The sequence below is a fragment of the Bradyrhizobium sp. USDA 4353 genome (assembly GCF_054063215.1).
This window is the reverse complement of sequence record NZ_JBSSGB010000001.1, coordinates 6685970-6700524: the sequence shown is the minus strand read 5'-3', so window position 1 is coordinate 6700524 and position 14555 is coordinate 6685970. Positions and strand designations below refer to the sequence as shown.

General features: G+C 66.0%; 9 protein-coding genes. 4 read left to right on the top strand and 5 right to left on the bottom strand.

Annotated elements, in window-relative coordinates; genetic code table 11:
- Positions 1–163: 163 nt before the first annotated feature.
- From ACVILH_RS30355 to ACVILH_RS30340, 4 genes are all read right to left on the bottom strand, one after another.
- Positions 164–1549, bottom strand: coding sequence for a TAXI family TRAP transporter solute-binding subunit (locus ACVILH_RS30355; protein WP_456716175.1), 1386 nt, complete (start codon positions 1547–1549; stop codon positions 164–166).
- 234 nt (positions 1550–1783) lie between these two features.
- On the bottom strand, positions 1784–3043 hold the full coding sequence (locus ACVILH_RS30350) for a 2Fe-2S iron-sulfur cluster-binding protein (RefSeq protein WP_456716174.1): 1260 nt from the start codon (positions 3041–3043) through the stop codon (positions 1784–1786).
- 55 nt (positions 3044–3098) lie between these two features.
- Positions 3099–4202, bottom strand: coding sequence for a ferredoxin (locus ACVILH_RS30345; protein WP_456716173.1), 1104 nt, complete (start codon positions 4200–4202; stop codon positions 3099–3101).
- A gap of 1590 nt (positions 4203–5792) precedes the next feature.
- Entirely contained in the window at positions 5793–6254 is a 462-nt protein-coding gene (locus tag ACVILH_RS30340) for an Lrp/AsnC family transcriptional regulator (protein WP_456716172.1), read from the bottom strand.
- 142 nt (positions 6255–6396) lie between these two features.
- Here ACVILH_RS30340 and ACVILH_RS30335 point away from each other — a divergent pair, with 142 nt between their 5' ends.
- Entirely contained in the window at positions 6397–8793 is a 2397-nt protein-coding gene (locus ACVILH_RS30335) for a transketolase (RefSeq protein ID WP_456716171.1), read from the top strand.
- 489 nt (positions 8794–9282) lie between these two features.
- Entirely contained in the window at positions 9283–10713 is a 1431-nt protein-coding gene (locus ACVILH_RS30330) for an aldehyde dehydrogenase family protein (protein ID WP_456716170.1), read from the top strand.
- A 102-nt stretch (positions 10714–10815) separates the two neighbouring features.
- On the opposite strand, the gene ACVILH_RS30325 is transcribed toward ACVILH_RS30330, so the two are convergent.
- Positions 10816–11784, bottom strand: a complete 969-nt coding sequence (locus tag ACVILH_RS30325; RefSeq protein WP_456716169.1) for an SMP-30/gluconolactonase/LRE family protein — start codon at positions 11782–11784, stop codon at positions 10816–10818.
- Positions 11785–11873: 89 nt separating this feature from the next.
- On the opposite strand from ACVILH_RS30325, the gene ACVILH_RS30320 reads away from it, so the two are divergent.
- On the top strand, positions 11874–12692 hold the full coding sequence (locus ACVILH_RS30320) for an NAD-dependent epimerase/dehydratase family protein (RefSeq protein WP_456716168.1): 819 nt from the start codon (positions 11874–11876) through the stop codon (positions 12690–12692).
- A gap of 138 nt (positions 12693–12830) precedes the next feature.
- Complete coding sequence (locus tag ACVILH_RS30315; protein WP_456717114.1) at positions 12831–14549, top strand: IlvD/Edd family dehydratase; 1719 nt, start codon at positions 12831–12833, stop codon at positions 14547–14549.
- Positions 14550–14555 lie beyond the last annotated feature (6 nt).

Genomic DNA, 14555 nt, shown 5'->3' with positions numbered 1-14555 from the left:
TACTCGTCATGCCCGGGCTTGTCCCGGGCATCCACGTCGAGCCCAGTATGCCGATCGACGTGGATGGCCGGGACAAGCCCGGCCATGACGACGTAGGGACGGGTGAGCATCGGCGATTCGGTCCTCGCCCGCGGCCGCCTTGTTATGTGGATTGATCGTCGCCTCACGCGCTGCGCACCGGCGAGAGCGCGCGCTGGCTTTCGGTCGCCAAAGCGGCGCGGCGGTTGGCGACGGCTTCGTGAAACTGGATCAGCACCAGGTTGAAGGCGGTGAGATCGCCGTCCTCGATCGCGCCGTCATCGTGGCAGGCCAAGGTCTCGCCGAGGATGACGTCGGCCTCGGTCTGCATGCGGTCGAGCTCGGCCAGGCTCTGCGCCTGCCGCGCGGCCGCGATCGCAGCCAGCAGGCGGTCGCGATGATCGGTATTGTCCTGGCGCTCGCCGCGCTTCACGAAGTGCCGCAGCCAGGCCGCGGCCGAGCCGAGGCCGGACAGGATCAGCACGCCGCCCCAGAGATAGTCGCTGTATTTGTCGAGGAAGCTGCGCTCATTGTTGTCGATATAGGCGGCGGCGCCGGGATGGGCGGGCAGCGCCGCATCCTTGTCGGTGTCCGGCTTCTGGATCCTCGCCGCGCCCGGCACGGTCTTGGCGAGCTGAGCCTTGGACGTGAACAGCAGCCGCGCGAACGCGCCGGCCGTCTCCTCCGGCAGCGCCGCGTTCGCGATGATCAGCTGATTGATGCCGACCGTCTCCACCTTGTCGTCGGGCCGCTGTGGCTTGGTCGCGAAGGCGCCGGTCGGGATCTCCTCGGACTCATAGAGCGGATGACGCTCGGCGATCGCCTCCGATACGTCGACCGCAAGAAAGCGTGGCTCGCCGCGACGGCGCGCGGTCGCGGCGATCGCATCCGCGATCGTCTTGTCATTGAGCGCCCCGACCATCGCGAACGCGTCGAGCGTGGCATCCGCCGTCATCTCGGCGATCTGGTTGGCGCCGAACTGCACGATCGCAACCTTGTCCGGATTGACGCCGGATTCGCCGAGCACGACCCGGAGCAGGGCGACGTTGACCTGGCTGATGCCGACGACTCCGAGCCTGCGCCCGGCCAGATCGGCCATGCTCTTGATGCGCGCCTCGGACTTCGGCTTCGGCCCGCGCGGCGCCGACCACAGCACCAGGAGGTTACGCCTCAGGATCGCCATCGAGCGGGCCGTCGGCGGCAGTTGCAGGTCCCCGCGCGCGACCGCGAGCTCCGCCTGGCCGTTCGCGAGCATGGTGATGCTCTGCAGCGGTCCATCGGTTGCGACCGGGGTCAGCCGGATGGCGCTGTCATTGGCGTCGAACGTATCCGCCAGCGCCCGCACCAGCACGTCATCGTCGCTGCCCGCCGGCCCGACCGCGATGCGCAGGGTCTGCGGCTGCGACAGCCAGTAGCCGATGGCGAGCAGCACGGTCAGAAACGACAGCCCGCTCGCCAGCGCGAGCAGCTTGGGAAAACGCCGGCGTCGGCGCGGCGTTGGACTGTTCGTCGAAGCAGCTGTTGGCGGCATCGGTGAGACCAGAGTTCGCTGGCCGGCGGTTCGGCCGGCAAGGGTTTCACCGTAATACAGTGTTGTGACAGTTGCGACGCGATCAAGAGCTGCGGGCGAGGGCGCCCGGCAGGGACGGCCTTCAGGCGCCTCCCGGCACTCACCTGTCATCGCCCGGCAAAAGCGCGAAGCGCGTCTTCAAAATGGTGGCCGGGCGATCCAGTCCGCCGCGGTCTGCGACGGCAACGGTCGGCTTCAGACATGCCCCGAGGCCATCTGCCCGGCGGCGCGGCGCGGACGCTCCTGGAGCTGGGCGGCATCGCCCAGCGCGCGCTCGCGCACCAGCGACAGCGCGTGGTCGCGCTCGGCCGCCGTGCTGCGGCGGGGCTCGGCACGCGGCATGACCATGTCGTCCTCGATCGGATCCTTCGGCACCAGCGACAAGGCGCGCGCGAACGGATCGAGCGACGCGTCGTGGCCCTTGCCGCCGTCGCGGCTCGGCTCGGGCTCTGCGGGACGCCGCGCCACGAAGGTCTTGATGCGGCCGATGATGCCGGACGGCGCTTCCGGCGGCGCCGGCTCGAATGGGTCGGCGTAGAACGTCGCGCCGGCCTTCTCCACCATGCCGGCGAGTGCGGTGACCATGCGCGGCGAGCCGCAGGCGTAGACGACGTCGGACGCGGTGAGCGTCGGCATCTGCGGCTCGATGCGGCCGGTACGGATGGAGGGATGATTGATCGGGCCTTCCTCGACGGTCGGGATCACCGTGACATTCGGCAGCCGCGCGAGCTGCGCCAGGATCGGGGTCATGTAGAGCTGCGGCAGCTTCTTGGCGCCGGCGATGATCACCATCGGCCGGCTGCGGTTCTCGCGCAGCGCCATCGCCGCGATCGCCCAGATCGGCGCGAAGCCGGTGCCGCTGCCGGCGAGGACGAGCCGGCCGGTGCCGCCGGGACGCAGGAAGGCGTGGCCATACGGCCCCTGGATGCGCAACCGATGCCCGGGCCGGATGCCGTTGCCGAGCGCCTGCGTGACGCGGCCGCCGCGCACCTTCTTGATGTTGAGGTGGATGACGCGGCCGCCGATGCGGCCGTCAAACGAGGCGGTCGGGCTGTAGGCACGCGCCGGATAGCCGGCGAAGGTGAACTTGAAGTACTGGCCCGGCAGATAGCTGATGCTCTTCTCCGGCGCGATCATCAGCTCCATGATATCTGGCGCGACCTCGCGCAGGCCCACGAGCCGCGCCTTGCTGATGTCGATCTCCGGCACGTCCTCGACATCGACCTCGAGGTCCGATACGACGCGCGCCTGGCACGCATAGATCATGCCTTGCGTATGCGTCTCGCCGCACACCGTCTGTCCCTTGGCGACGTGAACCATGCACGTGCCGCAGGTGCCCGCGCGGCAGTCGAACGGAATCTCGACGCCGTTGGCGAGCGCGCCATCGAGCAGCACGTCGCCTGCGCGGACGCGAAACTGGCGGCCCTTGACGGTGACGGTCCTGAAGTTCGACATGCTCAACTCCTCGATCGTAGACGCTGTAACTGGTGGACGATGTGTGCCGCGGCGATCACGCCTTGCCGGGCGAGACGCGGATCAGGTTCTTGTTGGCCGTGCTCTCGAACCGGCTGGACCAGTAGTTGGACGCCATCACCGGCCGCTTCAGCCAGCTCACCTTCGGGTTACGCAGCACCAGGAACCAGAAGAAGAACGGCGTCGTGACGAGATGCGAGACTAGCGGAAACCAGTCCGGCAGCAGCGACGCGGGGCCGGGCAGGCGGTACCAGTAGTAGGTGCTGATCGCGGCGGCCGCGAAGATGCGATGCATCTTGGTGCGTTGGGCCGGCTTGTAGCGCAGCACGTGCTCGCCAACCTTGAACACGGCATAGCTGATGATCGCGGCGATGAACGGCCAGGCATAGGCGGTGATGATCTCGGCCCGGCCGACCTGCTCCGGCGGATAGTCCGGCACCTGGAACCAGCCCCACACGAAGCCCGGGAAGCTGCCGATCAGGAAGTTGCCGAGGAATTGCTGCACCTTCGTCGGCACGCCCGCGGTCGGCGTCAGCTCTGGCGTCGAGTCCGGGCAGGGATTGCTGCAGGCTTCGCAGATGTTGCAGCGAGCGTTCTTGAAGGTCAGCGCCGGGTTCGTGCCATAGAGGCGCTCGACCGGGTGGATCGGGCACAGCGAGGTGCACCAGCCCGAGCGCATCTCGAATACCGAGCCCATCGCGAACGCCATGAACGCGGCCGACAGCAGCATCAGCGCGGTCAGCGGGCCGTCGACGTTCAGTCCGATGCGCCGCATCGGCACGACGATGAACAGAAGCGTCACGCCGATCACCGCGAGCGTCGCCGCGCCCCATTCGGGCATCCGGATGTTCTGCGAGATGCCCATCTTGTTCGGCAGCAGATGAAAGGTCGCCATCGGGCAGATGTTGCGCCACAGCCCCGGCGAGATCGTCACCAGCGCCGGCGCGATCGGGATCAGCAGATTCCACATCAGCGCGATGCCGAGCGGCGGGAAGAACAGCAACAGGTTCACCAGGAGAACGCCGACAGCCAGCATGATCGTCTGCATCGTCAGCCAGAACCGCCGTTCGGCGCGACCGGTGCTGCGGCTGCCCGGCTGCGCCGCCGGCTGATAGTGGGCAGGGGCGACGTTGATGGCCACATGCTTAAGCGGCCGGGCCTGTCGTGGATGCGACGTGTAGTCATGTTGGGCCGAACGTTGAGCGCTGTTGTTCTGCATTGCTTTCCAGGACGCTGGTTTCTCTGTACGGGCGCGCTAGTGTGACGATGTCAGGCCGGGCGCATCAGTCCGCCATGCCTGTTAGTTCGCGTCATCAGCGCATGCTGTGCCGCAGAATCTGGCGACGAGATGTGGCGCTTTTTGACGGCCAATATGGACGTCCCTGGGCCATGCTGCGGTCGGCCTGCGGCCGTTTGATCTGGATCAAACCGAGGAACATCAAGGATTTGATCGGCGTCTTGCGCGCCTTGTCGAAGCCGTTTGATCTGGATCAATGACGGCCTCGGCTGTGACGCATCGCAGGCGCGATCAAGGCGGGAAGGATTCGGACCTGATTGCGGACCTCATGGTTCGAGACGGCGCCACGCGCCTCCTTCGTTCGCGCCTCCTTTGCTGAAGTCGGCCAACGCCGTCGCGCCGATCTCGGTGCGCCCCCTCTCCCCGTTCTTCACGGGGAGAGGGTCGGGGTGAGGGCAGCCACACGCACCAGCCCTGCCGAGAGTCCCGCTCACCCGGATTGCATCTGACGATGCAATCCGGTCTCTCCCCGCAGGCGGCAGGGCCATCGCATATGCCAATCGGAGCGGTGGACTCGTCTATCTCACGTCGTCATGGCCGGGCTTGTCCCGGCCATCCACGTCGTTCAGCATGCTGAGAACCGCGTGGATGCCCGGGACAAGCCCGGGCATGACGGAGCAACTAACTCGCAGGATTATTCGTCGCGACAGCGCGGCATCTTCATACGCGATAGCCCTGCCGCAGGCGGGCAGAGGTGCGTGTGGCGACCCGACGGGCAAATCAGGTCGTGCGCGAAAATCCTGTCCAGCCCCGCCGCGAAAAATAAACCGCTTGCCGACTTCGTAAAATCAGCATTATTGTCCGCTCGTTCCGTTGCGTCGGAGGGGACGTATCGCGGTCGTCACGGACGTCGGCAGCGGAATGCGGTGGGCGTCTGTCGTTGCAGCGTGATCATTCGCGCCGACGAACAAGGATGCACGCACGGTCAAGTCGCACGGTCCTGACACCCCGATGCTGGTGTCACGCTTGCGCCGGCGCTTCCAGCGCCGCGCGGGCAACGGTGGCCAGAAAGCCCGGCGCACCGGGGAGACTGCGAAGCAGCCGTTAAAACCATCGCGCGGGGAAGGCCGGGCGTTCTCGGCCAGACCTGTGGTACCTGCCGCCTGCATTTTTTTCCGCAGGCGGGCCACGGGCGCGGCCAGCGCCCGGCCTTCCCTGCGCCCTCTGTTTGAGGAGCGCGAAGAGATAAAGCATAGCTCGGACGCAACGCGTCGCGGGGAGGCGGACGCCTGTGACGATGGACGCTCTGTGCCGGTAGTGACGAAAGCTCTCGCCCAGCACTCCAGTGTCGTCCCGGCGAACGCCGGGACCCATACCCCCAGGGAGACGTTGTTGCGCGAGATGTCGGCCCAGTCTTTCTCCACCACACCCGTCGCGGAGTATGGGTCCCTGCGTTCGCAGGGACGACGGCGGTGGGTGTTGCGCTGGCGTGCCTCACACGGGCAGCGCGATCGAGTACTTCACCTGGCTCAGCGCAAAGCTGGATTCGATCGAGGCAATGCCGTCGAGCCTGGTCAGCTTGGTCTTCAGGAACGCCTCATACGACGACAGGTCCGCCGCGACGACGCGCAGCATGTAGTCGCGATTGCCCGTCATCAGATAGCACTCCAGCACCTCGGGCCAAGCCGAGATCGCCTTTTCGAACCGCTTGAGATCCTCCTCCTTCTGTCGCGCCAGCTTGATCGAGATGAAGACCGAGACGTGCAGCCCCAGCGCCTTTTGGTCCACCGTCGCGAGATAGCGGGTGATGACGCCGCGCTCCTCCAGGAGCTTGACGCGGCGGTGGCAGGGCGAGACGGACAGGCCGACCTTGTCGGCGAGCTCCTGCATGGTGATGCGGCCGTCGGTCTGGAGGTGGCCGAGGATCTTGCGGTCGATGGCGTCGAGGTCGGGCATTGGGATACGGTCCCGGAAAGGATCAGAGCGGTGGGAAAATATCCCAATAATGACCCGGCGCACGCGAAAGTTTGAGAATTATGGCCACGTCAGCGGGATTAGAGTCACCGAATCCACCGAACGCCCCTGGGAGCCGCGCGCCATGGCCAAGCCATCCGCATTGACGCCATCCGCATCGACAGCATCCGCATCGTCAGACCGTCTCGCCATCCTGAACGCGCTGACCCGCAAGGCGCTGTGGCTGTCGTCCTGGACCATTCACCACGCCAACCACATCCGGCCGAACACCGATGGCCTCAAGGTCGGCGGCCATCAGGCGTCCTCGGCCTCGCTCGCGACCATCATGTCGGCACTGTACTTCTCGGTGCTTCGCCCTGAGGACCGCGTCGCGGTGAAGCCGCATGCGAGTCCAGTATTCCACGCGATCCAATATCTGTTCGGCCGGCAGACGAAGGAGAAGCTGGAGAATTTTCGCGGCTTCAAGGGCGCGCAGTCCTATCCGTCGCGCACCAAGGACGTCGACGATGTCGACTTCTCGACCGGCTCGGTGGGCCTCGGTGTGGCGCAGACGCTGTTCTCCTCGCTGGTGCAGGACTACGTCAAGGCGCATGGCTGGATGGAGGACCGCCGCGAGGGACGCATGATCGCGCTGGTCGGCGACGCCGAGATGGACGAGGGCAACATTTTCGAGGCGCTGGCCGAGGGCTGGAAGCACGGCCTGCGCAACACCTGGTGGATCGTCGACTACAACCGCCAGAGCCTCGATGCCGTGGTGCGCGAGGGCCTGTGGGAGAAGTTCGAGACCATGTTCCGCAATTTCGGCTGGGACGTGGTGATCGTCAAATACGGCCGGCTGATGCGCGAGGCCTTCGCCGAGCCCGGCGGCGAGGCGCTGCGCCGCTGGATCGACAACTGCCCGAACGCGCTCTACGCGGCGCTGTGCTTCCAGGGGGGCGCCGCCTTCCGCAAGCACATCCAGGACGAGATCGGCGACCAGGGCGACGTCACGCGGCTCTTGGACAAGCGCAGCGACGACGAGCTGCTGGCGCTGATGTCAAATCTCGGCGGCCACGACATGGCGAGCATGCTGGAAGCATTCGAGTCCATCGATCACGACCGTCCGGTCTGCTTCATCGCCTACACCATCAAGGGCGTCGGCCTGCCGTTCCAGGGCCACAAGGACAACCACGCCGGCCTGATGACGGTCGCGCAGATGGAGACGTGGCGCGCGCAGCAGAACATCCGCCCGGGTCATGAGTGGGACAAGTTCGAAGGCCTGACGCAGGACGCGGCGACGCTGGAGGCGTTCCTGGCCTCCGTGCCGTTCAACCGCGACGGCCGCAGGCTCGATGACGCCGTGTTCGACGTGCCCAGGCTGACCTTTACCGCGGCGGCGCAGATGTCGACGCAGCAAGGCTTCGGCCTGATCCTCAACGACCTCGCCCGCAGCGACAGCGCGATGGCCTCGCGCATCGTGACGTCGTCGCCTGACGTGACCGTCTCGACCAACCTCGGGGCCTGGGTCAACCGCCGCGGCCTGTTCGCGCATGCCGAGAAGGCCGACCTGTTCCGCAGCGAGAAGATCCCCTCGACCTTCAACTGGGCGGCGTCGCCGAAGGGCCAGCACATCGAGCTGGGGATTGCCGAGATGAACCTGTTCATCATGGCCTCGGCGCTCGGCCTGTCGCATTCCATCAACGGGGCGCGGCTGCTGCCGATCGTGACGCTGTACGATCCGTTCATCGAGCGCGGCCTCGATGCGCTGAACTACGCCTGCTACCAGGATGCGCGCTTCATGGTGGTCGCGACACCGTCGGGCGTCACCTTGGCGCCGGAAGGCGGCGCGCACCAGTCGATCGCGACGCCGCTGATCGGCATGGCGCAGGACGGGCTGTCGTCGTTCGAGCCGGCCTTCGTCGATGAGCTGGCCGCGATCATGAAATGGGGCTTTGCCCACATGCAGGCCGCGCCGGGCGAGGGCGGCTCAGTCTACCTGCGGCTGTCGACGCGCCCGGTCGACCAGCCGCAGCGCATCATGACGCCGGAGCTGGAAGCCGACATCGCCGCCGGCGCCTATTGGCTGCGCAAGCCAGGGCCGAACGCGGAGGTGATCATCGCCTATACCGGGACGGTCGCGCCGGAAGCGATCGAAGCCACCGGCCTGATCGGCGAATCTCGCCGCGACGTCGGCCTGCTCGCGATCACCTCGGCGGACCGGCTGCATGCCGGCTGGACCGCGGCACGCAGCCTGCGGCGGCATCGCCGCGGCGTGCAGCATCTCGGCCATATCGAGCAGCTGCTCGCCCCGCTGCCGCGCGATTGCGGCATTGTCACGGTCATCGACGGCCATCCGGCGACGCTCGGCTGGCTCGGCTCGGTGCGCGGCCATCGCGTCGAGGCGCTGGGCGTCGAGAAGTTCGGCCAGACCGGCACGATCGACGATCTCTATCGCCACAACGGCATGGATGCGAACGCGATCATCGACGCCGCAGAGAGCCTGACCGGCGCACCGGTCAGGCATCGCAAGATGGCGGTGTGAGGGGGCAGAAACGAGGACGCCGCCTCGCTCACCTGGGGTGAAGGAGACGGCGTCGCAACTTGGATCAAATGTCTACGTACTGAAAGGCTGCGCAATAACAACAGGCGAAAATATCAACTTCTGAAATCGTGTCCGGCGCCCCTTCGAGATGCCGTCATGTCTATGACGAGGAGATTAGCCAGGACGATCGAGCCTTGATGTGAAGCAGTTCACATTTGGACGGGAAATTTACGGGAGACGAATTCTGCCATCCGGAATGATGGCCGGTGGAAGAGTCAAAGAGGGGAGCCGCACTTGCTGCGGCGCAAAATGGAGCGGCGACGAAACGCAGGCCCGTCGGCTTGCGCCGGTCGCGGCCTTGCTCCTATATCCGCGGGACGCAACCCCGGTCCCCGCATGTGGCGGGTTCATCCCGCGGATCGCGCGTGCCAGGATGCCGGTCCGCGCGCAGCCGCTCCCCCATATGCTTCCACCTGAAGAGGTTTTCCGATGGTCAATCGCCTGCAATTCTACATCGACGGCGCCTGGGTCGATCCGGTCGTCAAGAAGTCCACCCCGGTCGTCAATCCCGCGACCGAAGAGGCGATGTATGAGGTTGCGCTGGGCTCCAAGGCCGATGTCGACAAGGCCGTCGCCGCCGCCAAGCGCGCCTTCGAGACCTTTTCGCAGACCTCGCGCGAGGAGCGCGTCGCGCTGCTCGAGAAGATCATCACGATCTACAAGGGCCGCATGAAGGAGATCGGCGCCGCCGTGTCCGACGAGATGGGCGCGCCGCTGCCGATGGCGGAGAAGCTGCAGGCCGGCGCCGGCCTCGGCCATCTGATGTCGACGCTCGACGTGCTCAAGAAGTACGAGTTCGAGGAGACGCTGCCCTCGTCGGTGGTGGTGCGCGAGCCGGTCGGCGTTGTCGGCATGATCACGCCCTGGAATTGGCCGCTGAACCAGATCGCCTGCAAGGTCGCGCCTGCGCTGGCCGCGGGCTGCACCATGATCCTCAAGCCGTCGGAGTTCACCCCGACTTCGGCGCTGATCTTCGCCGAGATCCTGCATGAAGCCGGCGTGCCGAAAGGCGTGTTCAACCTGATCAACGGCTTGGGGCCAGAGGTCGGTGCCGCCATGAGCGAGCATCCGGACATCGACATGATCTCGTTCACCGGCTCGACCCGCGCCGGCATCGACGTCGCCAAGCGCGCCGCGCCGACCGTGAAGCGCGTCAGCCAGGAGCTCGGCGGCAAGTCGCCGAACGTGATCCTGGAGGGCTCCGACCTCACCAAGGCGGTGACCGGCGGCGTCATGCACATGTTCAACAATTCCGGCCAGTCCTGCAACGCGCCGTCGCGCATGATCGTGCCGGCCGCCCGGATGAAGGAAGTGGCTGCGATCGCCAAGGGCGTCGCCGACAAGACGAGGGCGGGTGACCCGCGCGGCGAGGGCACCACGATCGGCCCCGTGGTCAATCGCGGCCAGTGGGACAAGATCCAGGCGCTGATCAACAAAGGCATCGAGGAAGGCGCAACCCTCGTCGCCGGCGGCCCGGGCCTGCCCGAGGGCGTCAACAAGGGCTTCTACGTGCGGCCGACGATCTTCGCCGACGTCAAGCCCGAGATGACGATCTCGCGCGAGGAGATCTTTGGGCCGGTGCTGGTGATCATCGGCGCCAAGGACGAGGACGAGGCGGTCAAGATCGCCAACGACACGCCCTATGGTCTGGCCGGCTACGTCACGGCGCCGACGATCGAGAAGGCCCGCGAAATCGGCCGCAAGATCCGCGCCGGCAACGTCAACCTGCAGGGCGTTCCGAACGACCGCACCGCGCCGTTCGGCGGCTACAAGCAGTCCGGCAACGGCCGCGAATGGGGTCGGTTCGGTCTCGAGGAGTATCTCGAGGTCAAGGCCGTCGCAGGCTACAACGCGGCCTGATTGGTGAGGATGCGTAGGGTGGGCAAAGCGAAGCGTGCCCACCATCTCCGCCACGAACAAGAACGGTGGGCACGGCGCTCCGCGCCTTTGCCCACCCTGCGCTCAACCTCCGAGCGCGCCCTGCGTATTCACGTAGAGCGCGTAGATCGACTGGCTGGCGGCCATGAACAGGCGGTTGCGCTTGAGGCCGCCGAAACAGACATTGGCGCAGCGCTCGGGCAGGGCGATGCGCCCGATCGGCGCGCCATCCGGTGCGAACACCATGACGCCGTCGAGCTCGGGCGAGCCCATGCCCCAGCCGCACCAGAGATTGCCGTCGACGTCGCAGCGCATGCCGTCCGGCGTCCCCGGACCGGCATCGATGTGGACGCGCTTGTTGGTGAGCTTAGTCCCGTCGGCGGAGACGTCATAGGCCAGGATCTTGCGCGTCGGCGCGCCGCGAGATTCGACGATGTAAAGGATGGATTCATCGGGCGAGAAGCACAGCCCGTTCGGCCCCAGCACACCCTCGGCGACGACCGTCGCCTGGCCGGTGGTGCCGTCGATCCGGTACACATGGGTGTCGATCTCCGGCTCGGCCTTGTAGCCCTCGTAATTGCCGAGCAGCCCGAAGGTCGGATCGGTGAACCAGATCGAGCCGTCGGACTTGACGACGACGTCGTTCGGCGAATTCAGCCGCTTGCCGTCGAACGAGTCCATCAGCACGGTGATGGACCCGTCATACTCCGTCCGCGTGACGCGGCGACCGCCATGCTCGCAGGTGACGAGCCGGCCCTGCCGATCCCTGGTGTTGCCATTGGCGAAGTTCGAGGGCTTACGGAACACCGACACCGCGCCGGTTTCCTCCTCCCATTTGAGGATGCGCTGATTGGGAATGTCGCTGCACAGCAGGTAGCGCCCATCGCCGAACCACACCGGCCCCTCCGCCCAGCGCAGCCCTGTGGCGAGACGTTCCACGGCCGAGAGCTTGAGCCAGTATTTCTCGAACCGCGGATCGAGCGCGTGGATCGCCGGATCAGGATAGAAGGTTGCAGGGCGCCAGCCCTGCGTGTGAGCGTTTCCGTCGGACATTTGGCTGGTCCCGTTATTGTGCGTTCGCGATCTCTGCTATCATCGGCTTGTCACGACCGCAAACCTGCGGACCCAACACGAGGGATGAAATGCCACGTATCTTGATGACCGGTGCGAGCGGTGGAATCGGCTCTTCTTTGCGGAAGCTGTTGCCGCCGATCTATTCGGACCTTTTGCTCAGCGACCTCCGCGCGCCCGCCGATCTCTCCAGCCAGGAGACCTTCAAGGCGGCTGATCTTGCCGACCTCTCCCAGGTCGAGGCGCTGTGCGACGGCGTCGATGGCATCATTCATTTCGGCGGCTATTCGGTCGAGGGTCCGTGGAACGACATCCTGCAGGCCAACATCATCGGTGGCTACAACTTGTTCGAGGCCGCGCGCCGCAAGGGTGTGAAGCGCGTGGTGTTCGCCTCGTCGAACCATGCGGTCGGCTTCTATCCGCGCCACCGCAAGATCGACAATGACGTGCAGCCGCGTCCCGACGGCCGCTACGGCGTCAGCAAGGTGTTCGGCGAAGCGGTGGGGTCGCTCTATGCCGACAAGCACGGGCTGAAGGTCACGTGCCTGCGCATCGGCAATTTCGGCGAGAAGCCGCTCGACAAGCGGCGGCTGTCGATCTGGCTGAAGCCGGAGGATCTCGTCCAGCTCTGCCGCATCGGCCTGGAGCATCCCGACATCCATTTCGAAGTGCTGTACGGCGCCTCGCTCAACGAGCGTGCCTGGTGGGACAATCAGCGCGCCTATGATCTCGGATACCGCCCGACCGGCCGCGCCGAGGATTTCCGCGAGCACGCCATGGCCGAGCAGGCCAAGCTGCCCGCCGATCCGATCGGGGACTATTTCCAGGGCGGCGCGTTCTGCACCACGGAGTTCGATGGCGACGCCAGCCGGATCATCGACTGGGGTTGATAAGACATCGTCATTCCGGGGCGCGTCCGCAGGACGCGAACCCGGAATCTCGATGTGAGAGTGCAAACTAACTTCTGGATTCCGGGTTCGCGCTCTGCGCGCCCCGGAATGACGATGAGAATGAAAGAAGAGAAGACCATGACCGATGGCCTGCGCAAGGGACTGACCGCTTACGGCGATGCCGGCTTCTCGCTGTTCCTGCGCAAGGCCTTCATCAAGGCGGCCGGCTATTCCGACGACGCGCTCGATCGTCCGATCGTCGGCATCACCAACACCTACAGCGACTACAATCCCTGCCACGGCAACGTGCCGCAGATCCTGGAGGCGGTGAAGCGCGGCGTCATGCTGTCCGGCGCGATGCCGTTCGTATTTCCGACCATCTCGATCGCAGAAAGCTTTGCCCATCCGACCTCGATGTATCTGCGCAACCTGATGGCGATGGAAACCGAGGAGATGATCCGCGCGCAGCCGATGGATGCGGTGGTCGTCATCGGCGGTTGCGACAAGACCCTGCCGGCGCAGATCATGGCCGCGGTGTCGGCCGATCTGCCGACAGTGGTCATTCCCGTGGGGCCGATGGTTGTCGGGCATCACAAGGGCGAGGTGCTCGGCGCCTGCACCGACTGCCGCCGTCTGTGGGCGAAGTATCGCGCCGGCGAGATGGACGACAGCGAGATCGAGGCGGTCAACGGCCGGCTCGCGCCGTCGGTCGGCACCTGCATGGTGATGGGCACGGCCTCGACCATGGCCTGCATCACCGAGGCGCTTGGCCTCTCCTTGCCGATGAGTGCAACGATCCCGGCGCCGCATGCCGAGCGCTTTCGCTCGGCCGAGGCCAGCGGCCGGGTAGCTGCCGAAATGGCCAAGGCGAAGAGGCCGAAGCCGAGCGAGTTGCTGACGCCGGCCGCCTTCAAGAATGCGCAGGTGGTGCTGCAGGCGATAGGCGGCTCGACCAACGGCCTCGTACATCTCACGGCGATTGCCGGCCGCACGCCGCACACAATCGATCTCGATGCATTCGACCGGATCGGCCGCGAGGTGCCCGTGCTGGTCGATCTCAAGCCGTCCGGCGATCACTACATGGAGCATTTCCACCACGCCGGCGGCGTGCCGAAGCTGATGAAGCAACTCGGCGACCTCATCGATCTCAATTGCCGCTCCATCACCGGCCAGTCGCTGCGCGATATCGTTGCTGCCGCCGAGGACGTGCCCGGGCAGGATGTGATCCGCGCGCGCGCCGACGCGATCAAGCCGGAAGGTGGCCTTGCCGTGCTCAGGGGCAACCTCGCGCCGCGCGGTGCGGTCATCAAGCATTCTGCTGCGAGCCCCAAGCTGCTGCAGCACACCGGCCGCGCCGTCGTGTTCGAGTCGGTCGAGGACATGACCTTGCGGGTCGATGATCCCGAGCTCGATGTCTCGGCTGATGATGTGCTGGTGCTGCGTAACGCGGGACCCAAGGGCGCGCCGGGAATGCCGGAGGCGGGCTACCTGCCGATCCCGAAGAAGCTCGCGCGGGGCGGGACTAAGGACATGGTGCGCATCTCCGATGCGCGGATGAGCGGCACGGCGTTCGGCACGATCGTGCTGCACATTACTCCGGAGTCGGCCGTCGGCGGGCCGCTCGCGCTGGTGCGGACCGGCGACATGATCCGGCTCGATGTCGCCAAGCGCAGCATCGACCTGCTGGTCGATGACGCCGAGCTCTCTCGACGTCGCGCGTCCCTTAAGCAAGCCGCGACGCCTGACTGGGCTGAGCGCGGCTACGCGCATCTGTTTCATGAAACCATCCTGCAGGCCGATGACGGCTGCGATTTCGATTTCATGCGCAGGAAGGGGAAGGGGCAAGGGAAGGGGTGAGCGCAG